The organism is Bacillus cereus group sp. N8 (assembly GCF_016483685.1).
Classification (GTDB): Bacteria; Bacillota; Bacilli; order Bacillales; family Bacillaceae_G; genus Bacillus_A; species Bacillus_A proteolyticus.
Map to the genome: position 1 here is coordinate 83,276 of NZ_JAEHBK010000005.1, position 26,350 is coordinate 109,625.

The window sequence follows — 26,350 nt, forward strand, 5'->3', positions numbered from 1 at the left end:
AAAGGGATTGTTTCTTACTAAAGCGAATGTATACAACAAGACATATGGACAAAGGAATTAGGTGGTTGGATAAATGAAAATTTTACTTATCATGGAAGAGACAGAAGAGCGAAGAAAATTAGTTGAGTACTTTACTGAGAACATTCGAAATGTAGAATGTTTTGAAGCGAGAACCGGAACAGAATCTTTGCTAATAATGAAAAAGCATACACCTGATTTTGTTTTTTTAAATTCGCAATTAGTAGACGGCACTGGTTTTGAATATTCGAGCTTGTTACGAGAAGTGAATTGTTATACAAAATTTATTTTTATTGGTGAGGATATAGAGGAGACAATTACAGCTTTTCGTTTCCAAGCATTTTATTATTTATTGCAACCATTTCGTGAAGAAGATTTACAATTCATTTTATATAAAATGGGGAAAGAAAAAAGTGAGAAAGCAAAGAGTCATTTGCGTAAACTGCCGATAGAAGGCCATGAGGGAATTAGATATATTTTTCCAGAGGATATTATATATGTAAGTAAAAATAAGGAAAATAAAACAGTTTCAATTTATACAACGAATAATCATCATATTTCAACATATACACTTCAGGAATTAGAAAATAAGCTTAATGCATATGATTTTTTACGTGTACATAAAAGTTATTTAATTAATATGTTATATGTACAAGAACTTAAACCTTATTATAATGGCACGTATAATTTGTATTTAGACGGGTACGATGAGCAACCGATTCCAGTAAGTCGTAATTATGTAAAACGACTTCGAAATAAAATTGAACTATGACAAGTAATGAGAGAATTTTAACATGATAAACTAGAAATCCTTCATGATAAGGAGGATTTAACTTAAATATTCAGAAAATTTAGTACAATCTCCACTAAGAAGTAGTAATGGGGGGATTGTATGTGAAAACGTTGAAGTCAATTTTACTTTGGGGAGTTATTGCAGCACTAGGAGCATCTGCTTTTGGTGTAATAGCCTTATCTCAAGGCGAAACAATTAATGCTGTATGGCTATTAGTTGCTGCTGTATCAGTGTATGCGATTGCTTATCGCTTTTATAGTAGATTTATAGCGAGGAAAGTTTTCGGACTAGATAATAATAGGCAAACACCTGCTCATACATTAAATGATGGGAAGGATTATGTTCCGACAAATAAATGGGTTTTATTTGGCCATCACTTTGCAGCGATTGCAGGGGCAGGTCCTTTAGTAGGTCCAATTTTGGCGGCGCAGATGGGCTATTTACCCGGGACAATTTGGATTATCGTTGGAGTAGTTATTGCTGGAGCTGTACAAGATTTTGTAATTTTATTTGCTTCAATGAGACGTAACGGTAAATCATTAGGAGAAATGATTAAAGATGAGATTGGTCCTGTTACAGGATTAATTGCGATGATTGGTATTTTAGGTATTATGATAATTTTATTAGCGGTATTAGCTTTAGTAGTCGTGAAAGCGCTCGTTGGAAGTCCGTGGGGAATGTTTACAATCGCAGCAACGATTCCAATTGCTATTTTAATGGGAGTTTATATGCGTTACATTAGGCCAGGACGTGTAGGAGAAGGATCAGTAATTGGTATTATTTTACTAGTTTTATCTCTTGTTGGAGGACAATATGTAGCAGAAAATCCGACGCTTGCAAGTATGTTTACTTTTAGTGGTGAGACAATTGCTATTATGCTTATCGTATATGGATTTATTGCATCAGCATTACCAGTTTGGATGCTTCTTGCACCACGAGATTATTTAAGTACATTTTTAAAAATAGGAACGATACTTGGATTAGCAATTGGCATTTTAGTTGTAGCTCCAGATTTAAAGATGCCGGCAGTATCTCAATTTATTGATGGAACAGGACCTGTTTTCTCTGGAAATTTATTCCCGTTCTTATTTATTACAATAGCTTGCGGTGCTGTGTCTGGATTCCACGCTCTCGTTTCATCAGGCACGACACCGAAAATGATTGAGGAAGAAGGCCATGCAAGGCCAATCGGTTATGGAGCGATGTTGATGGAGTCGTTTGTAGCGGCGATGGCTATGATTGCAGCTTGTGTATTAACACCAGGAACTTATTTTGCAATTAATAGCCCAGCAGCACTAATTGGGACTGATGTATCACAAGCAGCTCAAGTTATTTCCTCATGGGGATTTGCTATTACACCGAATGAATTAAAAGAACTTGCTGTTAATGTCGGAGAACAGACCATTTTATCACGTACAGGTGGCGCACCAACATTAGCAATTGGTATGGCGTATATATTTTCACAAGTAATGGGTGGAACGGCGATGATGGCATTTTGGTACCATTTTGCGATTCTTTTTGAAGCACTATTTATTTTAACGACGATTGATGCTGGAACACGTGTAGGGCGATTTATGATTCAAGACATTTTAGGACATGTATATAAGCCGTTTGCGAAAACAGATTCTACATTAGCAAATGTGATAGCTACAACACTATGTGTACTAGGGTGGGGGTACTTTTTATATCAAGGAGTGGTAGATCCTCTTGGCGGAATTAATACGCTATGGCCACTTTTTGGTATTGCAAACCAAATGTTAGCAGGTATTGCATTATTACTTGGAACGACAATTTTGTTCAAAATGGGGAAAAAAGCATATGTTTGGGTGACACTTATTCCAACTGTCGGATTGCTTATTGTAACAATGACAGCTGGTTATCAAAAGTTATTTCATGAAAATCCTAAAATAGGATTTCTATCACATGCGAAAGTATTCCAGGGAGCATTAGATGACGGGAAGGTATTAGCTCCAGCTAAAAACGTTGCGCAAATGAAACAAATTATTTTTAATGACTATATTGATGCGGCACTTTGTGGAATTTTTATGATAGTTGTAATCGCTGTATTAATTTCTGCACTTCGAATTTGGATCCAAGTATTAAGAAATAAGCCGATGCCGCTAAAAGAGGCGCCATATATTCCTAGAGATGAAAGTGAGTCGAGGAACTATGCTTAAAAGTTTACGGAACGTATGGAGAAAGAGGAAGCAATTTATTAGTTTGCTTGTTGGAGTTCCAAGTTATGAAACGTATGTAAATCATATGAAAGCGCATCATCCAGAAGAGAAAATTCTATGTCAAAAGCAATTTTTTGCTGAGGCACAAGAAGCTAGATTTAATGCAAAAGGCGGAAAGATATCACGATGTTGCTAATGGAGGAGACGAAATTTCGTCTCCTCTTTTATTTTACTGTTCCACGTGGAACAGTAAAATAAAAAAATTGGGAATTATAGGGATTACGTAATACAATAGCATATTGAAGATATTATGTTGGATTTACGTTATTTAGCAGTTATTTTGGCAGTTATAATTGGTGGCCCAATAGCTAGTAGTATAACAGTTATGATCATTTTAATAACGCGGGTGCTTTTTACTGAGTATTCTTTAGCCTCTGAATTGGCTTGCTATACTATCGTGGCAATAGGGATTGGCATTACCCTTATTTGGCGAATGAAAATTTCTATATTTACAAAATGGATATGGTTCAATGTGTGCAGTTTGTCTATTTTAATACTGCCACTTTATATTTTATTTAAGGATATGTATGTAGTTTCATTATATTTAGTTTGTTGTATTGTAGCGGCATATATCACATTTGTAAGTACAAGTTACGTATTGCAATCAAATGAATTATTTCAAACGATGAAGCATTATGCAACGATAGATGCATTAACGAATCTAGGAAATGTAAGGCAATTTGATTTAGAGATGAATCGTCATATTGATAACAAGTATATGAAAAATGATTCACTCTGTTTATTACTTATCGATATTGATCACTTTAAGTATGTAAATGATACATACGGTCATCCTGCTGGGGATGAAGTGTTAAAACAAGTAGGGCATATTTTGTTAGAGAATGGACCATTCTCTAATTTGGTTTTTCGAAAGGGTGGCGAAGAATTTGCCTTGTTGATACCGAAAAAGGGATTCGCATTTGGAACTCGTATAGGGGAACAAATTCGACTAGCTGTTGAAAAGCATTCATTCCAACTGAAAAACGGAACAAAAATTAAAATTACAGTTTCTGTTGGGATTTCAGAGTATAAAAAATCACCTGAGCAATTTATTCAAGCAGCGGATGATGCATTATATTATTCAAAAAGAAATGGTAGAAACCAAGTTAGTTCAGCATCATAGGAATTCGAGGAGTACTTTAAAACATTTTTGCAAAACATACTAAAACCGACAGAACAATGAATGCTCTGTCGGTTTTAGTATGTTTTTTAATTTATTATTAGACAAGCTCTTTCTGTGCAACGAATTTGCGGTATGCACCGTGATGTGTTGGTCCTACATACTCGTTAATTTTGAATGAATGACGAATTGCAGCTGTGATGAATTCTTTTGCAGTTTTTACCGCTTCTTTTACAGTTTTTCCTTTTGCAAGTTCTGCTGTAATTGCAGCAGAATATGTACAACCTGCACCGTGTGTATTTGTCGTATCAATCTTTTCTGATTCTAGAAGATCGAATGTGTCACCGTCATATAATACATCAATAGCAGTTTCTGTACCTAGTTTGCTACCACCTTTAATTAGTACGTATTTAGCACCTAAAGCATGGATTTTCTTTGCAGCTTCTTTCATGTCCTCAAGAGAATTAATTTTCACACCACTTAATTGATACGCTTCAAATAAGTTTGGTGTTACAACTAGTGCCTTTGGAACAAGAACGTCACGTAAGCAGTCGTTTGTTTCAGGGTGTAACGCTTCATCGGCCCCTTTACATACCATAACAGGATCAACTACTACATTTTTGAAATTGTGCTTTTCAATTGTTTCCGCAACCATTTCGATAATTTCTACTGATCCAAGCATACCTGTTTTTAAAGCATCTACGCCAACACCTTCAATTGTTGTTTCTAATTGTGGTTTTAATGTAGAAGCCGCGATCGGGAATACGTTATGTGCCCAACCGTTATGTGGGTCCATCGTTACGATTGTCGTAAGAGATGTCATTCCATATACGCCAAGTTCTTGGAATGTTTTTAAATCTGCTTGTATACCAGCACCGCCACTTGTGTCAGAACCCGCGATTGTAAGTGCCTTATGTAATGTCATTATGAAAGCCCCCTCAAGTGATATAATGAAAACTATGTTTTCACTATTATATCAATGTTACGAATAAGTACAAAGTGAAAAGTAGATGATTTATGTTAAGTACTATTTAAAATCTTGTATGCAGGAGACGAATTATGTTTCAAGAGAATCGTACAAATGAATTAGTTATATTAAAAGAGATTGCAGAAACGTTGAATACCTCAAATGATACCTACCATGTATTGCAAGCGGTCCTAGAAAAATTACTAAGTGTAACAGGTTTAACGACAGGATGGATTTTTCTTGCGGATGAAAATGGGAAGTATACGAAGTTAATCGATTACCAATTACCAGAGGCACTTACATATGAAAATAAACGCCCGATGTGTGAAGGTGAGTGTTGGTGTTTACGAGGATTTGTAGATGGAAAATTAAAACGAGCAGTTAATATTATTGAATGTAAAAGAATTAATAATGCAATTGAATATAATTGGGGAGATACGGAAGGAATTCTTCATCATGCTACGGTTCCTTTAAAAGCTGGAGGAGAAAAGTTTGGCGTATTAAATGTAGCAAGTCCAGGTAAAACACATTTTTCGGAAGAAGAATTAGTACTACTCCAATCCGTTGCTTTCCAAATTGGAACGGCTTTAAAGCGGGCAAAACTATATGAAAATGAAAAGCGAAGAGCGCATTATTATGTGAAATTGGAGCGTTTTATTCAAGCCTTAAGAGCGATTCATAAATTTAATGCATTGCCAGAGGGGATTGTAGAACAAATAGGGAAATTATTTCTATGGGAGCAAGTTGTATTCTTCATTAGAGAAGAAAATGAACTTGCTGTAAGGGCTTCTTATAAGATGGATGAGCTGCAAGAAGATTTGAAGTTAGCAGCACAGGAAGCGCTGGAAAAAGAAGAACCTGTTTTATTAAAGAGTCAGGTTAGTAATATAGCACATCCTAATAGTGCAGTTATTGCCATTCCAATACATATTCAAAATCATATATTTGGCGTATTAAGTGTAAGTTCTAATAATGGAGAATTTGATATAAATACGATAGATGTAGTACAGGCTTTAGCAAATCATATATCATTAATGATAGAAAACTTAAGGTTAAATGAAAAACGCCGAGAGCTTGTACGAATGGAGGAACGTAATCGTTTAGCTAGAGATTTGCATGACTCTGTATCACAAAAATTATTTTCATTAACTTTTATGACGAAGGGTGCTGAAGCTGTTTTAAAAGGCCAAAATGAAAAGGTAGATAGTTCTTTGTATGAAATGCGTGAACTAGCGCAAGGTGCTTTGAAAGAAATGAGGACCTTGATTTGGCAGCTTCGTCCGGCAGGATTAGAGAAAGGGTTATTACCAGCTCTAAAGCAATATGGCGAAAGTTTGGGATTGAAAATTCGGGAACAGGTTACTGGTGTTCGTGATTTGCCACGCGTAGTAGAGGAAGCGCTATGGCGAATTGGACAAGAATCTTTAAATAACGTAAGTAAGCATGCGAATGTACGAGAAGCGACGATTTATTTCAAGGTGACGGAGAAAAATGTATCATTAGAAATAATCGATCAAGGAAACGGCTTTGAAGAAAAGGATATAAAAGAGAAGAAATCACTTGGTATGACTACGATGCGTGAAAGAGTAGAATTAGTTGGTGGAACAATTAAAATTGTAAGTGATAAGAAAAGAACAAGTGTAAAAGTAAATGTACCATTATGATGTGAAAATGAGGGAAGTTTGTGAAAATAAAAGTATTGTTAGTTGATGATCATACAGTCGTTTTAAAAGGATTAGCGTTTTTTCTAAGTACACAGGAAGATTTTGAATTAGTTGGGGAAGCCAATAATGGAAAAGAAGCGTTAGTGAAAGTAGGAGAAACAAATCCTGATGTTGTACTAATGGATTTATATATGCCTGAGATGGATGGGATTGAGGCGACAGCTTGTATTAAAAAAGAATATCCAAACGTGAAAGTAATTGTCTTAACTAGTTTTTCTGATCAGGCTCATGTATTGCCGGCATTGAAAGCTGGAGCGAGTGGTTATATTTTAAAAGATGTAGAACCGGATCAGCTTGTTGAAGCTATTCGAAGCGCATATAAAGGAAATATTCAATTACACCCGGATATAGCAAATGCTCTTCTCTCTCAAACATTACCTGTGGAAGAAAAGGAAGAAGAACCTTCTATTCAAGTGGATGTGCTAACAGCAAGAGAAAATGAAGTATTGCAGCTATTAGCGAAAGGGATGAGTAATAAAGAAATCGCCTCTGTTTTAGTTATTACGGAAAAAACGGTAAAAGCTCATGTGAGTAGTATTTTGAGCAAGTTACATTTATCAGATCGCACACAAGCAGCATTATATGCAGTGAAAAATGGAATTGTATAAGACTAAAGTCGTAAGACTGAGTTCGCCTTTAGAAGGTGGACCTTTTTTATGGAAAAATACGTCTATGTGAGGACGAAATTGTCTTGAAATAAAGATAAAATGTATTTGTAAGCAACAACAATTACAAGGGAGAAACCCTTTTTCGTAAGTAATATATAACAACATAAGAGTGAATAGTAGGAGGAAAAGAATCATGGCAACAGTTTTATTTGTAAAAGCAAACAACCGCCCAGCGGAACAAGCAGTAAGTGTGAAATTATACGAGGCATTTTTAGCAAACTATAAAGAAACACATCCAAATGATACAGTAGTAGAACTTGATTTATATAAAGAAGAATTACCATATGTAGGCGTAGACATGATTAATGGTACATTCAAAGCAAGCAGAGGATTTGATTTAACAGAAGAAGAAGCAAAAGTAGTAGCAGTTGCTGATAAGTATTTAAATCAATTCTTAGAAGCTGATAAAGTTGTTTTCGGTTTCCCATTATGGAACTTAACGATTCCAGCAGTACTACACACGTATATTGATTATTTAAACCGTGCAGGTAAAACGTTTAAATATACACCAGAAGGTCCAGTTGGCCTAATCGGAGATAAGAAAATTGCATTATTAAATGCACGCGGCGGCGTATACTCTGAAGGCCCAGCGGCGGAAGTTGAAATGGCTGTTAAATATGTAGCAAGCATGATGGGCTTCTTCGGTGCAAAAAACATGGAAACGGTAGTTATCGAGGGACATAACCAATTTCCAGATAAAGCAGAAGAAATCATTACTGCAGGTCTTGAAGAAGCAGCTAAAGTAGCAAGCAAATTTTAATTGAAATTATAATCGCCACTCAAAAAACAGCATTAACATAAAAGTTAATGCTGTTTTTTTATATTTTCAGCTCGTCAGCAAGTTTTTCTAATTGATTTCGATCTTGTATATAATATGTTCGGCCTTCTTTTTTTAAATAATTTTGCTGGCAAAACTGGTTTAATACATATAAAAGATGGCGGTAACTGACGTTTAAGTATTCTGAGGCCTCAGTATGTTTTTCGGTATAGCAATTATTTTGTTCCGTTAATAGAATAAACGCAGCTAATCGGTTTTCAAACGGATAACTATAGTTTTTGGCGTAATTTTCTGTTCGGGTAATTGTTTTTTCTCCAATAAATTTGCATAGTTTCTGTAGAAAGGTAGCATCTTGCAATAAAAGATGCTGACAATCTTTAAGAGGAAGCGCTAAGCAAATGCAATCTTCAATCACCTCAACCCCTTTCGTAACAGATTCTACGCCAATTAATCCTAATTCCCCAATGAATGAAGGTGCTTGAATAAAATTAATTAAAGAGACTTTCCCATTTTTATGGCTCATATATATTTTTGCTTTCCCGGAAATTAAGTAATAGAGATAAGGGAGGTCGATCCCCTCCTTACATATCATCTCTTTCTTTTGAAAAGAATGTAGTTCTACATATGGTAAGACATGAAAGGAAAAAAGAGTATGGAATTGATGAATTTGTATGTGTTGATAAATTTCTTTCTCATTTTTACTGATTTTCATATTTTCACCCCTGTTTGTAGTATGAGATATCTCCTATTATTTTTACAAGGAAGAATGATACGATTTATGTAAATTTGTTTTTGTAGAAAAGAGAGCGTGAGGGGTTTATGAAAAAATATAAAACATTGCTATTTGATGTAGATGATACATTGTTAGATTTTCAGAAGGCGGAGAAAGTGGCGTTACGTATGCTCTTTGAAGAGAAAGGGATTCCTTTAACTAGCGAGGTTGAAGCGCAGTATAAAAAAGTTAATAAAAGCCTTTGGGATGCTTTTGAAGAAGGTGAAATAAACCGTGATGAAGTCGTAAATACACGATTTTCGATTTTGTTTAAAGAGTACGGGGAAGAAGTAGATGGGATATTATTCGAAAATAATTATCGTAGCTACTTAGAAGAAGGAAACCAACTCATGCAAGGTGCATTTGAATTTATAAATCAAATTCAAAGTGAGTATGATCTATATATAGTGACAAACGGTATTTCTAAGACGCAAGATAAACGTTTACGTAATGCAGGATTACATTCATTGTTTAAAGATATTTTTGTTTCTGAAGATACGGGATTCCAAAAGCCGCTGAAAGAGTATTTTGATTATGTTTTTGAAAGGATTCCTAATTTTGCTTTTGAAGAAGGGCTCATTATTGGGGATTCGTTAAGTGCCGATATTAAAGGTGGATATGTAGCAGGAATTGATACTTGTTGGTTTAATCCAGAAAAGAAACCAAATAATAGCGAGATTGTGCCAACATATGAAGTGCATAGTTTTGAAGAGTTATACGCGCTATTAAAGCAGCGTGTGTAATAAAGTGAAACTTTAATCAGTGGGGGTTTTGTCCATCCCCCACTGATTATTAGCCTTCACCAATCGGACTTTTACGGGCAGTTATCTCCCACCTAACTCCCTCGCATTCGCCGGATTTTGAGGTGGGAGTCTTACTGCCCACAAATAGCGGGATAAAAATAGGCAGTGGAACTTTTGTCCCTACTGCCTATTTTTATTCGTTTGTAGCTTCGTTGTTTTTAGGAAGTGGAAATGCATTACCAATCGCTGCCGCTCCAAGCATTGGTAATAGTAAATTGAGCGGGAAAAACATAAGTAATAACAAGGTTATAGCTATTGGCTTTCGTAACGCATAGCTTGAGATTGCTGTTGTTACGATGGCCACAGATGCTATTGGATCTATAGGAAGAATGGAAGCCATCGCGAATCCGATACTTGATCCAGCAAATATAATTGGGAAGATATGTCCACCGCGCCAACCTGTATTTAAACAAACGGCGGTAATACATAATTTTAAAACTCCTGAAAGAAGTAATACCCAAAAAGATAAATGGCTCCATTCAACAACTAAATCTTTTAATTGATGTTCCCCAGAAAATAATGTGTATGGGAGAAAAGTCCCCGCAATTCCTAATAAAACCCCACCTATAATTCCAAGTGTTAGTTTGTATTCGCGGAAAGGATGGATAATTTTCTCTAATGTAAATTCTACTTTGAAATAAAGGAAACCGACGATAGCACCGATACAAGCAAGAGGGAGAAAGGCGATCCATTCATTGATTGAAAGAGATCCTTCCCCAAAATCAACAATAAAAGATCCACGATTATCGAGTTTACTAAGCAATAAATAAACGGAAAAACCAGCAAAAGTAGTAGTTAGATATACAATTGCTTTTTTTCTTTTAGAAAACCCATTAATTTGTTCACCCTCATTTTCATTCGGAGCTAAATAACCGAATAATGGAGCGTTAAAAATGACGCTTAAAGTGGCACCAATTCCAACTTCTGTTAGTTCGTTCATTCCCTTTAAAGCGAAGTTAAAGCGATCCCCTACCCATGTACAAAGTCCACCGATAATTCCAACAAGTGCGGCCTCTGGACCTAGACTAGCTCCAAATATTAAAACAATAAGCGCAGTTAAAGTAGCTTTATGTACAAAACGGTATTCAATTCTACCTGTTTTTTTATATTCACCCATTACTTCTGGCATAAGACGTGGATATGTACCGAAGTATTTTTGTGTTAAACCAACGAGGATACCGCCGATGATTGTTACACAAAGAGTGTAATAAGGAGGAGAAGAGAAAACGTTAGGTAAATATCCCCAAATAAAGTGGATTCCGATATTTAGCGTAACTAAAAATAACCAAACTGTAGCCCCTACTATAGAGCCTAAAAGAATGCCATATAGGACGAGTATATAGTGCATGTCCTTTTTATTTTTCATGTTATACCTCCGTTATGTAAGTTTTAATGTAGAAAGGATTAAATATGCTAGTGTGAAATGAATTGAATATATATAGTATCTTTTTGAGAGGCTGGCTTATTCAATATAATGGAGTCTCTTGAGAATCTTGAACCTATACGCTTAAACTACTTATTTAATTCTATATATTGATCGAGGTTTTTAAAAGGTCTTTTTTAAATGAATATGGAATATATTTCTTTTGTTGTCTATATTAAAATTCATGAATTTGATTTAGAACATTCAGAAAAAACAATTGACATCAGGAAATTATTGCTATAAAATCAACGGTAATTGCATAGTCTTATCAAGAAAAGGTGGAGGGACAGGCCCGATGAAACCTTGGCAACAGCCGTATAACGGAATTGTGCCAAATCCTGCAGGTAATAATCCTGAGAGATAAGAAAGAGCCTTTAGAGCGTGTTTTCAAACTGCTCCTTTCTTGTTTTCAGGAAAGGGGCAGTTTTTTATTTTGTATAAAAGAAAGGAGAATGAGAGATGGGAGAATCATGGGGAAAAGGAACAATTTGTGTGCAAGGTGGCTATACGCCAAAGAATGGTGAACCGCGTGTTTTGCCACTTTATCAAAGTACAACGTATAAATACGATACCTCGGATGATTTAGCGGCACTATTTAATTTAGAGGCAGAAGGATATATATATACGCGTATTGGAAATCCTACTTTAGCTGCATTTGAGCAAAAGTTATCAGATTTAGAAGGCGGTGTGGGGGCTGTTGCGACAGCTTCTGGGCAGGCGGCCATTATGCTGGCAGTTTTAAATATTTGTAGTAGTGGAGATCATCTTCTTTGTTCTTCAACAGTTTACGGGGGAACATTTAATTTATTTGGAGTAAGTTTACGTAAGCTGGGCATTGATGTTACGTTCTTTAATCCAAATTTAACAGCAGATGAAATTGCGGCACTTGCGAATGATAAGACAAAACTCGTTTATGCAGAATCGTTAGGAAATCCAGCAATGAACGTTTTGAATTTCAAAGAACTTTCAGCGGCAGCAAAAGAATTAGAAGTACCTTTTATCGTTGATAATACATTAGCGACTCCTTATTTATGCCAAGCGTTCGAACATGGAGCAAATATTATTGTTCATTCTACGACGAAATATATTGATGGTCATGCAAGCTCTTTAGGTGGCATTGTAATTGACGGAGGAAACTTTGATTGGACAAATGGAAAATATCCTGAGCTTGTCGAACCTGATCCGAGTTATCACGGCGTAAGTTATGTACAAAATTTTGGAGCGGCAGCTTATATTGTGAAAGCGCGCGTTCAATTATTAAGAGACTATGGAAACTGTATGAGCCCATTCAATGCGTATATTAGCAATATTGGCTTAGAAACACTGCATTTACGAATGGAACGTCATAGCGAAAATGCTCTCGCAGTTGCCAAGTGGCTTGCTAACCATGAACGTATTGAATGGGTGAATTATCCGGGGTTAGATAGTAATGAAAATTACTCGTTAGCACAAAAGTATTTGAAAAAAGGTGCTAGTGGAGTTTTAACTTTCGGTATTAAAGGTGGATTAGAAGCAGCAAAAGAATTTATCGCAAATGTAAAACTAGCGACTCTCGTAACTCATGTAGCTGATGCAAGAACTTGTGTTATACATCCTGCTAGTACGACGCATAGACAATTAAGTGCTGAAGATCAGCGTTTAGCTGGTGTTACATCTGATTTAATTCGTTTATCGGTTGGTATAGAAGATGTTTCTGATATTATTGCAGATTTAGAAGCGGCATTAATCGGAGGCAAACAACATGCCGATCATAATTGATAAAGATTTACCAGCTCGTAAAGTATTGCAAAAAGAAAATATTTTTGTAATGACGAAGGAACGAGCAGAAACACAAGATATCCGGGCATTGAAAATTGCCATATTAAATTTAATGCCAACGAAGCAAGACACAGAGGCACAATTACTTCGATTAATTGGAAATACACCGTTGCAATTAGATGTTCATTTGCTTCATATGGAATCACATCTGTCTCGTAATGTAGCGCAGGACCATTTAACAAGCTTTTATAAAACGTTTCGTGATATTGAAAATGAAAGATTTGATGGGCTCATTATTACAGGAGCACCAGTTGAAACTCTTTCTTTTGAAGAAGTAGATTATTGGGAAGAGCTTAAAAGTATTATGGAGTATTCAAAAACGAATGTAACATCTACGCTTCATATTTGCTGGGGGGCACAGGCTGGTTTGTATCATCATTATGGCGTTCCAAAGTATCCTCTTAAGGAAAAAATGTTTGGTGTATTTGAACATGAGGTCCTTGAACAACATGTGAAATTGTTACAAGGCTTTGATGAGTTGTTTTTTGCCCCGCACTCTCGTCATACAGAAGTACGAGAGAGTGATATTAGAAGGGTAAAAGAATTAACATTGTTAGCAAACTCTGAAGAAGCTGGTGTTCACCTTGTTATTGGGCAAGAGGGAAGGCAAGTTTTCGCACTCGGTCATAGCGAATATAGTTGTGATACGTTAAAAGAAGAATACGAACGAGATCGTCAAAAAGGGTTAAATATTGATGTGCCAAAAAATTATTTTAAGCATAATAATCCAAATGAGAAACCGCTTGTTAGGTGGAGGAGTCATGGGAATTTATTATTCTCTAATTGGTTGAATTATTACGTGTATCAAGAAACCCCTTATGTATTGTAAAAAAAGATTGTGTAACACGTGGCAACGTTTTCTTTGTAAAGATTAATCTTTATTTTTCCGAATGTTCAAAATACATTGTTTTTCAGATTTTTTACTCATATAATTTCATCTAAACACAATTTTTGAGGGGTGGACAGTATTATGAAAGAAATTCAAGTTGGTTTATTAGGTCTTGGGACAGTTGGTAGCGGTGTAGTTCGTATTATTACAGATCATCAAGAACGACTCATACACCAAGTAGGTTGTCCAGTGAAAGTAACGAAAGTGTTGGTGCAAAACATTGAGAAGGAGAGGGAGGTCGAAGTATCTTCTACTCTATTAACACAAGATGCGAATGAAATTTTAGATAATCCTAATATTGATGTTGTCATCGAAGTAATGGGTGGCATTGATGATGCAAAAGCATATATTTTACAAGCTTTACAAAGTGGGAAGCACGTTGTGACTGCAAATAAAGATTTAATGGCGTTACACGGAGCGGAATTATTGGCGGTAGCAAAGGATAATAAAGCTGATCTGTTTTATGAAGCAAGTGTAGCCGGAGGAATTCCGATTTTACGAAGCATCGTAGAAGGACTTTCTTCAGATCTTATTACGAAAGTAATGGGAATTGTAAATGGAACGACAAATTTTATTTTGACGAAAATGTCAGATGAAGGGAGAGCATATAACGACGTGTTAAAAGAAGCTCAGCAGCTTGGATTTGCAGAAGCAGATCCAACATCAGACGTAGAAGGTTTAGATGCAGCAAGGAAAATGACGATTTTGGCTACTCTCGGTTTCTCTACAAATGTAGAGCTTGGAGATGTGAAGGTAAAGGGAATTACTTCTATTACAGCAGAAGATATTGAATATAGTAAGAGCTTAGGTTATACAATTAAATTAATTGGTCTTGCAAAGCGAGATGGTGAAAAATTAGAGGTTACAGTTGAACCAACGTTACTTCCAAATACACATCCTCTTGCGGCAGTACAAAATGAATATAATGCTGTCTATGTGTATGGTGAAGCGGTAGGAGAAACGATGTTTTATGGACCGGGAGCAGGAAGCTTACCGACAGCGACAGCTGTTGTGTCAGATCTAGTTGCTGTAATGCAAAATATTAGGTTAGGTGTAAACGGAAATAGTGCGGTATCTCCTCAGTATGAAAAAGTATTAAAAGAGCCAGATGAAATTGTTGTGAAAAAGTTTTTAAGACTTCATGTAAAAGACGAAATTGGTGTATTTGCAAAAATTACATCATTGTTCTCTGAGCGTGGTGTTAGCTTTGAAAAGATTATTCAAATGCCGCTTGAAGAGAAAGGGAAAGCAGAAATTGTAATTGTAACGCATCGTGCTTCTCTTGCGGATTACGAGTACATTCTACATACATTGCAATCGTATGAAGAAATAGATTGTTTGAAAGCAAACTATCGAATTGAAGGAGATGCTAAGTAGTATCTCTTATCATAAAGTGAAACTTTAATCAGTGGGGGTTTTGTCCATCCCCCACTGATTATTTGTCTTCACCAATCGGGCATTTAGGGGCAGTTATCTCCCACCTAACTTCTTTGCATTCGCTGGATTTTGAGGTGGGAGTTTTACTGCCCGCAAATAGCGGGATAAAATGAAAAAACCTATTAAGCGGCTTGCTTAATAGGTTTTTTTCTATTTAAAATCTGCGTACCAACTTGAATAAATGCTTGAATAATCCAACCTGTTGTAAAGGATAAGATAATTGTTCCAAAATAGATTGGCCCATCTAATAAGAAGCTTAATGTTAAAAATAAAAAAGCTAATGAAATTTCTGTTCTTCTAAATGTCCACTTCTTTTTCTCAGCAACAGTTAAAACGAAAGCCTCTTGAGGTGCTGCGCAAAGGTTAGTAGAGACGTAAAGACCAATTCCGGCTCCGACGAATAGATTTCCGCAAATAAGTGTTATATATTTTGGAAGAGAGCGGATAGCGTCCATAATAGTCGTAATAGAACCAACCCAATCAACAAAAAGAGAAATAAGAATCATCGTTACAATTGTGCCGATTGTAATTTGTTTTTTGTCCCAAAAGAGTACGATTAGGGTAAAAACAAAGTTAATCATGAAAATCCAAAAACCGATACTTATGCCGAAATTTTGATATAGTGCAATAAAGAAGGAATCATAAGGGCTAAGTCCAAAGGAAGTAATTGTCGTCATCATATTAATGCCGATGGCGAGAATGAGTAAACCACCAATGAAAAATATATATTCTAATTTGAATCGAAGCATAGTTGTATATCCTTTCAAAATGTATTTGCTAGGAAAGGATATATTGTGGAAAGCTTACCAGGTCAAGGGAGAATTTTTGTGAGAAGGGGAAAAAGAGATGACAAATATAAGAAAGATTGCTGAACTTGCTGGGGTGTCTGTTTCAACTGTTTCACGTGTACTGAATAATCATCCATATGTGAATGAACAGAAACGAAAAGAAATTTTAGCAATTATAGAAGAATTGAATTATACGCAAAATGTGAATGCAATTCATTTAGTGAAAGGAAAAACGAATGTCATTGGTGTTTTATTGCCGCACGTAAATGATCAATATTATAGCGCTATTATCGAGGGAATATCAAAGGAAACAGCAAAAAATAATTATAATATGATGCTTTGTCAGACGAATTATAGTGAGGAAAGAGAATTAGAAATTTTGAATATGTTAAAAATGAAAAAGCTTGATGGGGTTATTATATGTTCGCGGGCAAATAGTAAGGAAAAGCTTGAAGAATATACGAAATTTGGTCCAATTGTTATGTGTGAAGAAATAGATTCGAATTTAATTTCGAGTGTGCATATTGATTATTATAAAGTGTTTTCGCGCGGTATGAAGAGCTTAATAGATGCGGGCCATACAAGTATTGGGTATTGCATTGGAAGAAGTAATAGCATTAATAGCCAAAGGAGAAAACAAGCATATGAAGATTCGCTTCAACAGATGGCTGTAGCACCGATAGAGGCCTGGAAGTTTAAAGGCTGTTTTACGGTGGAAGATGGACGGAATGTAATTAGGGAATGGGCCTCTATGTCAGTAAAACCAACTGCGTTTCTTGTATCTTGCAACCATATTGCAGCGGGAATGGTAACGGAGGCGAAAAAACAAGGAATTCGTATTCCAGAAGATATTACGATTATCGGTTGTGATGATCAAGATGTGGCAGACATTTTAGGCATTACGACGATTTCATATTGTAGTAAAAATGTTGGTGTGAAGGCATTTGAATTATTATATGAAAAGATTAATGAAGAGCAAATAGATGTAAAGCACGTGGAGTTATTGCCAGAATTAGTACAAAGGGAAACAACATAATAGATAAGGTGTGAAAATCGCTTTTCAAAATTGCGTTTGGTATAATTATGGACAATCTATGAGGGCTAAAAGGGGTTTTGATATGAGATCAAAAGTAGTAAAAGTAACTCTACTCATTACAATTGCATCTTTCTGTTTATTTGCATATGGCTTTGTTTCAGGTGTAAATGATGTATTAAATCCGAAAGCTTCAAGTTTAATTAAGAAAACGGATGTAGTAGCAAAAGAGAAAAAGAAAACCGGAACATTGCAAGTCGTTAGTTTAGGTGATTCATTAACACGCGGTGTTGGTGATAAAGAAGGAATTGGCTATATTGGGCGTATGAAAGAGGATTTACAAAAAGATTATAAGCAAAAGGTTGCATTAACAAACTTAGCTGTTAGTGGTGCGAAAATGCCTGACTTATTAAAACAAATTGAGAGTAGTGGCGCTCAATATTCAATTAAGCAAGCGGATGTAATCGTTTTAACAATTGGAGGAAATGATTTATTTCCAGGCTGGGAATCGCTTGGAAAGATAGATTTAGAAACATACCGTCCTGATACAGCGACGTTCCAAAATGAAGCGAAGAAAATAATAGAAGAAATTCGTAAGTTAAATACAGACAGCCCAATTTTTTGGCTAGGTTTATATAATCCTTTTGAAGATGTAGAAGATTTAAAAGGGTCTTCAAACATTGTTGTAGATTGGAATGCATCTTTAGAAAAATTGGCGATAAATAATAAAAATGTGTATATTACACCGACATTTGATTTATTCCAAAACCGTGGAAAAGATTTATTATACTCCGATCATTTCCATCCGAATGAAGTAGGGTATACATATATGGCGGACCGATTAGTTCAAAATGTTGTGAGTAAATTAAAACTAGAACAAGGAGGGGTAAAATGACGACGATACTTTCTGTACGAGACGTGAAGAAGGTAATTGGAAAGAAGACAATTGTAGAGAATATTTCCTTCGATGTAAAACAAGGGGAAGTGTTTGGCTTCCTAGGGCCAAATGGTGCCGGAAAAACGACTACAATTCGAATGTTAGTTGGATTGATTAAAGAAACAGAAGGTACGATTTCTATAGGTGGTTATTCTATTAAGGAAAATTTCAGAGAAGCGATGCGTCAAATAGGGAGTATCGTTGAAAACCCAGAACTGTATACATATTTAACTGGATGGGAAAATTTAAAACAATTTGCTCGTATGCTAGGTGGTATATCAGATGAACGTATTCTTGAAATTGCTCAAATGGTTCATTTGGATGAAAGAATTCACGACAAGGTAAAAACATACTCACTCGGTATGAAACAGCGCCTTGGAATTGCCCAGGCGCTTCTTGGAAATCCCAAATTGCTCATATTAGATGAGCCAACAAATGGTTTAGATCCAGTTGGAATTAGAGAACTTAGGGAATTTATACATAAGCTTGTGAAAGAAGAAAATATGAGTGTGTTTATTTCAAGTCACTTGCTAAGTGAAGTACAAATGATATGCGATCGTGTTGCTATTATTCATAAAGGAAAAATGATAACAGTTGCCAAGGTTGAAGAGTTAATTAAAACAGCAAGTGATCGTGTAGAATGGATTGTTACACCGATCTCTAAGGCGAAAAATATGCTTGAATTGGCTGAGGAAGTAAGGGAAGTGAGTATAGAAGATGACCGATTACTATGCCGCATGGATATTGCATCTATAAGTAGTTGGAATAAACTCTTTGTAGAAAATGGGATAGATGTGCATAGCGTTAAGGAACTGGTATTTACGCTAGAAGATTTATTTATTGAACTCACAAGGGGTGAGCAGCATGCGTGAATTTGCGAATCTAGTTTTAAATGAATCGGAGAAAATTTATCGTAAGAAACGTATTTTTGTTGTCATGCTTATTTTAGCAATCTTGATCCCACTTTTCGTGTATGCTCAGTATCGTGAAATAGAAACGACGCAAAAAAGACTCGGTACAACGGATTGGAAAGTTTCATTACAACAACAAATTGTTGATTCACAGAACCGTTTGAACAACTCTAGATTGCCAGAAGAATGGCGTGATTGGCTAAAGGTAAGAGTGGAGCAACAACAATATTATTTAGATCATGATATTAACCCGATGGCGCCGGGCGCACCGACTTTTGTAAGGGCATTTATTGAGCAAGGAATTACATTATTTATTCCGCTTCTTGTAATGATTGTCGCTATTGATATTGTTTCAGGAGAACGAAGTGATGGGACGATGAAGATGTTACTTACGCGGCCGATCCGGCGCTGGAAAATACTTCTTAGTAAGTACGTGACGATGTTATTTTTCATTTCACTCATACTGCTTCTTGTAGGTTTGTTTGCTTACGTATTATCCGGGCTTGTATTTGGATACTCTGGATGGAACTTGCCTGTTTTAACAGGATTCGTCATTGATAAGGAGACATTAAATACGAATTTTGTACATCTTATTCCGCAGTGGCAATACATCTTAATGGCGTATGGATTAGCTTGGTTTGTCGCTATCGTTGTCGGAACTATATCATTTATGGTCTCTGTTTTAATTCGTAATACACCAGCTGGTATGGGCGTTATGCTAGCCGCATTAATTGCAGGAGGCATTTTAAGCTCATTTGCAACATCTTGGGAAGGTGCGAAATATATTTTTAGTGTGAACTTAACGTTAACGGATTATTTATCAGGAAAATTACCTGCATTACAAGGTTTATCGATGGGATTTTCTTTAATGAATTTAACTGTTTGGGCAGTTGTTTCCCTTATTATTTCGTTTGTAGTATTTACAAGGCAGGATATGGTGAATTAATTGGACAGGAAGTGAAAGTATGGAAAACATTTTGCAGAATGATTGGGGACCATTACTGGGGCCAGAATTTGAGAAAGAATACTATCAAGATTTAGCTAACTTTTTAAAAGAAGAGTATGAGGAGCATGTGATTTATCCAAAGGTAGAAGATATTTTTAACGCTCTTCAGTATACAAGTTATGAAAATACAAAGGTTGTTATTTTAGGACAAGATCCATATCATGGACCGAATCAGGCGCATGGTTTAAGCTTTTCTGTACAACCTGGTATTAAAACACCGCCGTCATTGTTAAATATGTATAAAGAACTTCGAGATGAATATGGTTATGAAATTCCGAATAACGGTTATTTAGTAAAGTGGGCGGAGCAAGGAGTTTTATTATTAAATACTGTATTAACAGTTCGACAAGGTGAAGCAAACTCTCATAAAGGAAAAGGATGGGAGCATTTCACAGATCGCGTAATTGAGCTATTAAATGAACGTGAAAAGCCAGTTATTTTCATACTGTGGGGACGTCACGCGCAGGCGAAGAAAAAGTTAATTACGAATACGAATCACCATATTATTGAATCTGTACATCCAAGTCCATTATCAGCAAGACGAGGTTTCTTTGGTAGTAAGCCATACTCTAAAGTAAATGAGATTCTATCTAACATGGATGAAAAAGAAATCGATTGGCAAATTCCGAATATATGAACGCAAAAAAGGTAGCTAACAATTGTTAACTACCTTTTTACTATTATTGTTCATTTTTTAATTTTGCATCTAGTACAAAAGTACCGAATGGGATAACTGATGAAACAAGTGCACCAAGTGCCCATAAAATTGATTTGCGATGTACGATTGTTACTTGAATTACTGCAAATATGAATAGAATAAATAAAACGCCATGAGCCATACCTGTAATTTTAACAGCTGTTGCAAATCCTGCGAAATATTTTAACGGCATTGCTACAAATAATAGTAATAGGAAAGAAATCCCCTCAACTAGTCCGATTGCTCGTAATCGTCCGATTGGTGTAGATAACATGAAGTAGCCTCCTTTAATGAATGCTTGTTTATAGTAAATTTGTATTCTTTTTCAAAATAAAATAGTCTATTTTGTTCCATTATATACAAAAAGAAAGTTTACACTACGAGAATAGTGCAAAGTTCAAAATATAGTCACAAAAGCGTTGTAATTTAAATAAAAACCTATTTGAAGTATTTGACTTCAAATAGGTTTTATGAATGAAAATATTAAACAAGTACTTCCGTTTTTAAAACGAATTTCTCTACAACTTTTGCAACACCATCGTTCATATTTGTGTCTGTCACGTAGTTCGCAATTTCTTTAATATCATCTGGTGCATTGCCCATTGCAACGCCAAGACCAGCAAATTCAATCATTGCTTGGTCGTTATAGCTATCACCCATTGCGATAACTTCTTCACGCTTAATACCAAGTTTTTGGATTAGTTGGTTTAGACTTGTTCCTTTTGTAACACCATATTCAGTAAATTCTAAGAAGAAAGGTTTTGAACGCATAACGCTTAATTGGCCTTCTAGTTGTTTTTGTAGTTTCTTTTCTACTTCAACAAGACGTTCAGCTTCTTTATTCATTAATACTTTTACTACAGGCTCTGTTACAGCGGCTTTAAAATCATCTACTACAACAATTGGCATACCAGTAATTTCGCCTTCAATTTCAGTGTATGGATTATTTTCTTCTGTTACGATATCATCGCCAATATAAGTATGAATCCATACACCTTCAGTTTTACTAATTTCAAATAGGTTGTGAACGATTTCAGGAGATAGCGTACTACTAAAGATTTCTTCATTTGTTTTACAGTTAATAATTTTTGCGCCGTTAAAAGATAGAATGAAGCTGCCGTATTCTTCTAAACGAAGTTCTTTTGCGACGTTGCGCATACCAAACGTTGGACGCCCTGAAGCAAGTACGACCTTGACCCCCTGCTCTTGTGCTGTCATTAAAGCCTCTTTCGTACGAGGTGAAATGGTATGGTCATCGCGTAATAAAGTATCATCTAAATCTAAAACAATCATTTTATAAGTCATATAGAAAATTCCTTTCTTTGTTGGAATAGAAATAAATTTTTATGAAGATATTGGGGAATATATATAGTAAGACATCGAACCTCTTTGCATGAAGATAAGAAAGGTTCTGCATTGTTAGTATAAATTATCATGAGCGTGTTGCCCATGATAATTTATCATTATCGTAACAACTCTAAAGGTAGAGTGCAATAATGGAAGTTTTCCAATTTACGATAGTTGCTTTTCGTTCGAACGCGAAAATAGTATTTCCAGCAAAATAGCCATAACAGACCCAAGAACGAGACCGTTACTTAAAAATGATGCTAAAAATGGTGGTAGCGTAGAAAATGCTCCTGCCGGAATGAACATAACTCCCACTCCTGTAAATATTGAAAGACCTGCTACTTTAAATAATTGTTCTTTATTTTGTACAGTGTTATATTCGCGAAAAGCGAGACCAATCATGCTTGCAAATACAGGATAAATCGCAGCATACCCAACTGCAACGGGGATTGCTGCAAAGAATGAAGTAATCTTTGGGAATATACTAACAAGAATGATAAAGCTTGACCCTAACATAAATGGAAGGCGTTTATAAATATTTGTCGTTGCGATAAATCCTGCTGATCCAGAAATGGCAACAGGACCAATGGCTGAAAATAGGCCGCCTAGTAATTGATTTATTCCTGTTATAATGCCAGCTTGTTTGAAACGATTTGGAGCGGCATCTTCTTCATACTTAGAAACAACCTTTTGTACAACGCGAATACTTGCTAACATATTTGTTAGAAGTAGTAGTGTGACGAAAATTACTGTAATTGCCATGTTCCATTCAATGCGAGGCATGCCGAAAACAAATAGAGATGGAAGACGAATTATATCTGTCACAGGTGTTACTGGATTAGATAATCCGAAGCATGCGAATAATATCCAGCCGAAGACGATACTGAAAAGAACGGAATATTGTCCAATAATAGGTAGCTTCATAATGAAAAAAGATAGTAAAATAACAATGAGTGAAAGAATAAATACGTTAGCCTGTACTTCTGTATGTTGTCCATCAAGACCAAACATGCCTTTTAAGAAGGAGCCACTAAGTTGTGCGACAAGAAGGAATAAATATGTTCCAATTACTGTCGGTGTAAAGTAACGAACTAGTTTATCGATAAGTCCAAACACACTAAGAATAATACAAATAATTCCACTTAATAGGAAAGCGTACTGAAGAACTTTAAGCGTTTCATTGCTTGATCCAAATAATACGACACCTAAACTTGCATAAAGGGAGAAAATTCCCCACCAAAGGCCTGCAGGACCTTCTTGAATAGGAAGTTTATGACCAAATATAGCTTGCAGTAGGCCGGCAAAGCCAAGAACAAATAATGTTCTTTGTACAAATGCGATAGCTTCAGCACCATCGATACCATAACTAGTTGCGACACTAATTGGTACAATAAGGCTTCCAGCTAAAATAAATAGTGCCCATTGTAAGGCGGAAAGAAATATCTTCATTATATCAACCTCTTTCATAGATTACGTATCTAGTATATACGTATTTCATTTCCACTGGCAAAGAATGTAGATAGAGAAAAGAGTTGAAACACGATATGAATGCACGCAAGCAATTATGGATAGCAGTTATATGTATGACCTCTGTTGTACTTCTAGGAACATTAGGATTTATGACAATTGAAGAGATTAGTTTATTTCAAGCATTTTGGATGACAATGATTACTGTATTAACTGTTGGATACGGAGATGCCGTTCCTGTAACGCAGGCGGGGAAATTATTTGCACTTCTTATTATCCCTGTTGGCGTCGGTATTGTTACGTATGCAATAGGGGTAGTAGCAGCTATGATTATTGAAGGGAATTTATTTCATGCAGTGCGGAGGAAGAAGATGGATAAACAAATAGCACAGTTACAAAATCATATTATAGTATGTGGGTGTGGTAGAGTAGGACTTCAAGTTGTACATGAATTACAGGAGAAGAAAATTCCATTTGTCGTTGTGGATAAAGATGAAAGTATATTCGAGCAGGAAAAGCTTTTATATGTAAATGGAGATGCAACGGAAGATCACGTATTACATAACGCGGGAATTTCAAAGGCGGCTGGTCTAGTTGCTATCGTAGCAAATGATGCTGAAAATGTATTTATTACATTAACAGCAAGAGGATTGAACGATGCAATTAAAATTGTAGCAAGAGCTGAAAAGCCAGAAACAGAAGAGAAGTTACGGCGTGCTGGCGCGAATAAGGTTATTAATCCGTCTAGTATGGCAGGAATTCATATTGCAAAAGGTATTGCGAATCCATTAACAGTTAATTATATTGATACAGTTTTATATGGAGTAGAACAGTCATTTGTCATTGAAGAAATTTTAGTTGGCAAAGATTCTATATTAGTTGGTAAATCATTATTAGAGAGCGATGTAAGAAATCAGTTTGATGTAACAATTTTAGCTATTTTAAGGAATGGAAATATTATTCATAATCCAACGGGGCAGGAAAAACTGCAAGAACGTGATATGATAATAGTATTTGGTTCAGTACAGAAACTGGGGCAATTTGAGAAAGAATTACAAAGTACGAGGTGATAAGGAATGCAAATATCTAGCGACAAGGTTTTAAATAAAATGGCGAATGAAATTGCAAAGGCAAAAAGTAGTGAAGGGCAAAAGTCTAAAGAACATTTATTAGTTGTGCGAGCATTATGTGATTTATTATTAGATGAACAAGTTGAATCGCATACGTATAGAGAGCCACAAGTTCAATCACAAATAATCGGATCTCAGCCTATGACAACAGTTCAACCAGTTATGCCGATTTCTGGAGAGCCAGTATATATAAAAGAAGATGATGCAAACGGTAACTCTTTATTGGATTTTTAAAAGCAAAATCGTTTGGCTTATATGAAAAAATTGCTTATGATAAAAGTAAAAAAGGGGAATTAAGATGAAAATTTTCTTTTTACTAGGTTGTATTGCAGCGGGGCTATCTGTTGCGTTAGGAGCCTTTGGAGCACACGGTTTAGAAAATAAAATTTCTGCAAAAATGTTAGAAGTTTGGAAAACAGGCGTTACATATCAAATGTTTCATGCGGGTGGACTATTTGTAGTAGCTTTATTGATGGATAAGATTCAATCATCACTTTTAACTACTGCTGGTTGGCTAATGGTAGCTGGGATTATTATGTTCTCAGGCAGTTTGTATGCATTAAGTACGACAGGTATTAAGTTCTTTGGCCCAATTACACCTCTTGGTGGTGTGGCATTTATTGTGGCTTGGATTCTAGTAGGAACTGCAGTTGTAAAAGGATTATAAAAAACAAAAGCTGGCAGGAGCCAGCTTTTTTTATGGTCTTGGAGGATAAGTTGCTTGTTGACTAGGTAAATACGTAATTTCTCCTGGGAATTCTACATAATCTAAGTAAATCATTAGTAGCAAGTAGCGTTTTCCGGATTTCGGTTCACTAATAACGATATGATCACGGCCAGCTGCCTCGATGATCCCTGTATAAGATTGTGTACCAAGCGAACTACCACGTTCATAAGTCATTACAACTGTAGCTGGCTTACCCTTGTTTAAACGAAGGATGTTTTCGATATACGATTGCTCTAGTGGTAACATCCCTTGAGAAACTGCAAGCTGAGCCTGAGCAACTTGTTGTTGCATCGCTTGTTGCTGTTGCTGTTGCCCAGGAGTCATTTGTTGCGGTTGCACATAAGTTCCAGATGGTTGATAAAAACCTGTTCCGTAGTATGGGTTTTGTTGCTGTGCCATTCAAAAATCCCTCCTCATTTTCATTCCTTAATATACGCCAGGACAATCCTCACCAGATGGTTGGAAGAAACAGTGTTTTTTAAAGCGGCCAGAATTTTGTTGGTCATACCAAGTTGGTGGGCAAGGGCCTTCAGGTCTAAAAAACCATAAGGAAAAGTTGGCAGGCCAAAAACGTTGCCCTTGAATGGTTCGTCTTGCTAAGGCGATATCTTGTTCCCTTGCTCGTTGATAAAAATACCCTTTTTGCGTTGCCTCAAAACCACCAGGATTTTGATAAACCATTTGACGTAAATTACGTATTTTTTTAAAATCTAAACAATTTCCGCGGACCCGATTTACCCCAACGTTTCCGACCATCAACATTCCTTGTTGCCCTTCTCCTTCGGCTTCAGCACGCATCAGTCTAGCTAATAACTTTACATCTTCCTCGTTATAAGCAATAACACCCATTATGTGTCACC

At 35.9% G+C, this 26,350-nt stretch carries 27 protein-coding genes, 1 pseudogene and 1 riboswitch; of the genes and pseudogenes, 19 read left to right on the forward strand and 9 right to left on the reverse strand.

All coding sequences use genetic code 11. The annotated features are described in order from the left end of the window. Positions 1-73 precede the first annotated feature (73 nt). From JDS80_RS10400 to JDS80_RS10415, 4 genes and pseudogenes are all read left to right on the forward strand, one after another. Complete coding sequence (locus JDS80_RS10400; RefSeq protein ID WP_071744002.1) at positions 74-790, forward strand: LytR/AlgR family response regulator transcription factor; 717 nt, start codon at positions 74-76, stop codon at positions 788-790. 122 nt (positions 791-912) lie between these two features. After that, positions 913-2,988 carry a carbon starvation protein CstA gene (cstA, locus tag JDS80_RS10405; RefSeq protein WP_098889032.1) on the forward strand — a complete coding sequence of 692 codons (2,076 nt, stop codon included), beginning with the start codon at positions 913-915 and terminating at the stop codon, positions 2,986-2,988. After that, positions 2,981-3,184: a YbdD/YjiX family protein gene (locus tag JDS80_RS10410; RefSeq protein WP_071744004.1), complete on the forward strand. Its 204-nt coding sequence runs from the start codon at positions 2,981-2,983 to the stop codon at positions 3,182-3,184. The genes cstA and JDS80_RS10410 overlap by 8 nt, the downstream gene beginning before the upstream one ends. 99 nt (positions 3,185-3,283) lie before the next feature. Next, positions 3,284-4,171, forward strand: a pseudogene (locus JDS80_RS10415) (GGDEF domain-containing protein); the annotation flags it as partial. A gap of 97 nt (positions 4,172-4,268) precedes the next feature. Here the strand turns inward: JDS80_RS10415 and pdxK are convergent. Beyond that, positions 4,269-5,093, reverse strand: a complete 825-nt coding sequence (gene pdxK, locus JDS80_RS10420; protein ID WP_199638354.1) for a pyridoxine/pyridoxal/pyridoxamine kinase — start codon at positions 5,091-5,093, stop codon at positions 4,269-4,271. A 134-nt stretch (positions 5,094-5,227) separates the two neighbouring features. On the opposite strand from pdxK, the gene JDS80_RS10425 reads away from it, so the two are divergent. The 3 genes from JDS80_RS10425 (at position 5,228) to JDS80_RS10435 (ending at position 8,287) form a co-directional block, all read left to right on the forward strand. Continuing rightward, the gene (locus JDS80_RS10425) at positions 5,228-6,799 is read left to right on the forward strand and encodes a GAF domain-containing sensor histidine kinase (protein WP_199638356.1); all 1,572 of its coding nucleotides are present in this window, start codon (positions 5,228-5,230) and stop codon (positions 6,797-6,799) included. Between the two features lie 20 nt (positions 6,800-6,819). Further along, complete coding sequence (locus JDS80_RS10430; RefSeq protein ID WP_071744007.1) at positions 6,820-7,467, forward strand: response regulator; 648 nt, start codon at positions 6,820-6,822, stop codon at positions 7,465-7,467. A 193-nt stretch (positions 7,468-7,660) separates the two neighbouring features. Continuing rightward, positions 7,661-8,287 carry an FMN-dependent NADH-azoreductase gene (locus JDS80_RS10435; protein WP_199638358.1) on the forward strand — a complete coding sequence of 209 codons (627 nt, stop codon included), beginning with the start codon at positions 7,661-7,663 and terminating at the stop codon, positions 8,285-8,287. Positions 8,288-8,345: 58 nt separating this feature from the next. On the opposite strand, the gene JDS80_RS10440 is transcribed toward JDS80_RS10435, so the two are convergent. Next, positions 8,346-9,017, reverse strand: coding sequence for a transcriptional regulator YeiL (locus tag JDS80_RS10440; protein ID WP_199638361.1), 672 nt, complete (start codon positions 9,015-9,017; stop codon positions 8,346-8,348). 107 nt (positions 9,018-9,124) lie between these two features. On the opposite strand from JDS80_RS10440, the gene JDS80_RS10445 reads away from it, so the two are divergent. Continuing rightward, positions 9,125-9,820, forward strand: coding sequence for a YjjG family noncanonical pyrimidine nucleotidase (locus JDS80_RS10445; protein ID WP_097831410.1), 696 nt, complete (start codon positions 9,125-9,127; stop codon positions 9,818-9,820). A 193-nt stretch (positions 9,821-10,013) separates the two neighbouring features. On the opposite strand, the gene JDS80_RS10450 is transcribed toward JDS80_RS10445, so the two are convergent. After that, entirely contained in the window at positions 10,014-11,246 is a 1,233-nt protein-coding gene (locus JDS80_RS10450) for a chloride channel protein (RefSeq protein ID WP_071770529.1), read from the reverse strand. A 319-nt stretch (positions 11,247-11,565) separates the two neighbouring features. Next, positions 11,566-11,670, forward strand: a riboswitch (SAM riboswitch). A gap of 92 nt (positions 11,671-11,762) precedes the next feature. Between JDS80_RS10450 and JDS80_RS10455 the strand changes: the two genes are divergently transcribed. The 3 genes from JDS80_RS10455 to JDS80_RS10465 all read left to right on the forward strand — a co-directional run bounded on the left by JDS80_RS10455 (position 11,763) and on the right by JDS80_RS10465 (position 15,387). Next, complete coding sequence (locus tag JDS80_RS10455) at positions 11,763-13,061, forward strand: bifunctional O-acetylhomoserine aminocarboxypropyltransferase/cysteine synthase (RefSeq protein ID WP_071744012.1); 1,299 nt, start codon at positions 11,763-11,765, stop codon at positions 13,059-13,061. Beyond that, entirely contained in the window at positions 13,045-13,950 is a 906-nt protein-coding gene (metA, locus tag JDS80_RS10460) for a homoserine O-acetyltransferase MetA (protein WP_071744013.1), read from the forward strand. The genes JDS80_RS10455 and metA overlap by 17 nt, the downstream gene beginning before the upstream one ends. 141 nt (positions 13,951-14,091) lie before the next feature. Then, on the forward strand, positions 14,092-15,387 hold the full coding sequence (locus JDS80_RS10465) for a homoserine dehydrogenase (protein ID WP_071744014.1): 1,296 nt from the start codon (positions 14,092-14,094) through the stop codon (positions 15,385-15,387). 182 nt (positions 15,388-15,569) lie between these two features. Here the strand turns inward: JDS80_RS10465 and JDS80_RS10470 are convergent, their stop codons facing one another. After that, on the reverse strand, positions 15,570-16,196 hold the full coding sequence (locus JDS80_RS10470) for a YczE/YyaS/YitT family protein (protein ID WP_071744015.1): 627 nt from the start codon (positions 16,194-16,196) through the stop codon (positions 15,570-15,572). A 97-nt stretch (positions 16,197-16,293) separates the two neighbouring features. Between JDS80_RS10470 and JDS80_RS10475 the strand changes: the two genes are divergently transcribed. Genes JDS80_RS10475 through JDS80_RS10495 form a run of 5 tightly spaced genes read left to right on the forward strand, consistent with a single transcriptional unit; the run spans position 16,294 to position 20,759 of the window. Continuing rightward, entirely contained in the window at positions 16,294-17,271 is a 978-nt protein-coding gene (locus JDS80_RS10475; RefSeq protein ID WP_199638364.1) for a LacI family DNA-binding transcriptional regulator, read from the forward strand. Between the two features lie 10 nt (positions 17,272-17,281). Beyond that, positions 17,282-18,163, forward strand: a complete 882-nt coding sequence (locus tag JDS80_RS10480; RefSeq protein WP_116733417.1) for an SGNH/GDSL hydrolase family protein — start codon at positions 17,282-17,284, stop codon at positions 18,161-18,163. Beyond that, the gene (locus JDS80_RS10485) at positions 18,160-19,077 is read left to right on the forward strand and encodes an ABC transporter ATP-binding protein (protein WP_199638367.1); all 918 of its coding nucleotides are present in this window, start codon (positions 18,160-18,162) and stop codon (positions 19,075-19,077) included. Before JDS80_RS10480 ends, JDS80_RS10485 begins: the two co-directional genes overlap by 4 nt. Continuing rightward, positions 19,070-20,062 carry an ABC transporter permease subunit gene (locus JDS80_RS10490; RefSeq protein ID WP_001206485.1) on the forward strand — a complete coding sequence of 331 codons (993 nt, stop codon included), beginning with the start codon at positions 19,070-19,072 and terminating at the stop codon, positions 20,060-20,062. The genes JDS80_RS10485 and JDS80_RS10490 overlap by 8 nt, the downstream gene beginning before the upstream one ends. A 19-nt stretch (positions 20,063-20,081) precedes the next feature. After that, the gene (locus JDS80_RS10495) at positions 20,082-20,759 is read left to right on the forward strand and encodes a uracil-DNA glycosylase (protein WP_071744019.1); all 678 of its coding nucleotides are present in this window, start codon (positions 20,082-20,084) and stop codon (positions 20,757-20,759) included. A 43-nt stretch (positions 20,760-20,802) separates the two neighbouring features. Here the strand turns inward: JDS80_RS10495 and JDS80_RS10500 are convergent, their stop codons facing one another. From JDS80_RS10500 to JDS80_RS10510, 3 genes are all read right to left on the reverse strand, one after another. Beyond that, positions 20,803-21,093 carry a DUF3817 domain-containing protein gene (locus JDS80_RS10500; protein ID WP_002123681.1) on the reverse strand — a complete coding sequence of 97 codons (291 nt, stop codon included), beginning with the start codon at positions 21,091-21,093 and terminating at the stop codon, positions 20,803-20,805. Between the two features lie 209 nt (positions 21,094-21,302). After that, positions 21,303-22,124: a Cof-type HAD-IIB family hydrolase gene (locus tag JDS80_RS10505; protein WP_199638370.1), complete on the reverse strand. Its 822-nt coding sequence runs from the start codon at positions 22,122-22,124 to the stop codon at positions 21,303-21,305. Positions 22,125-22,331: 207 nt separating this feature from the next. Then, on the reverse strand, positions 22,332-23,615 hold the full coding sequence (locus JDS80_RS10510; protein WP_199638373.1) for a purine/pyrimidine permease: 1,284 nt from the start codon (positions 23,613-23,615) through the stop codon (positions 22,332-22,334). Positions 23,616-23,710: 95 nt separating this feature from the next. On the opposite strand from JDS80_RS10510, the gene JDS80_RS10515 reads away from it, so the two are divergent. The 3 genes from JDS80_RS10515 to JDS80_RS10525 all read left to right on the forward strand — a co-directional run bounded on the left by JDS80_RS10515 (position 23,711) and on the right by JDS80_RS10525 (position 25,430). Continuing rightward, positions 23,711-24,703, forward strand: a complete 993-nt coding sequence (locus JDS80_RS10515) for a potassium channel family protein (RefSeq protein ID WP_071744022.1) — start codon at positions 23,711-23,713, stop codon at positions 24,701-24,703. A gap of 6 nt (positions 24,704-24,709) precedes the next feature. Further along, positions 24,710-24,997: a YwdI family protein gene (locus tag JDS80_RS10520; RefSeq protein WP_071744023.1), complete on the forward strand. Its 288-nt coding sequence runs from the start codon at positions 24,710-24,712 to the stop codon at positions 24,995-24,997. A 64-nt stretch (positions 24,998-25,061) separates the two neighbouring features. Next, entirely contained in the window at positions 25,062-25,430 is a 369-nt protein-coding gene (locus JDS80_RS10525; protein WP_000688311.1) for a DUF423 domain-containing protein, read from the forward strand. 30 nt (positions 25,431-25,460) lie between these two features. Here the strand turns inward: JDS80_RS10525 and gerQ are convergent, their stop codons facing one another. Further along, on the reverse strand, positions 25,461-25,889 hold the full coding sequence (gene gerQ, locus JDS80_RS10530) for a spore coat protein GerQ (RefSeq protein WP_071744024.1): 429 nt from the start codon (positions 25,887-25,889) through the stop codon (positions 25,461-25,463). A 27-nt stretch (positions 25,890-25,916) separates the two neighbouring features. After that, positions 25,917-26,339: a cell wall hydrolase CwlJ gene (gene cwlJ / locus JDS80_RS10535; protein WP_000538162.1), complete on the reverse strand. Its 423-nt coding sequence runs from the start codon at positions 26,337-26,339 to the stop codon at positions 25,917-25,919. Positions 26,340-26,350 lie beyond the last annotated feature (11 nt).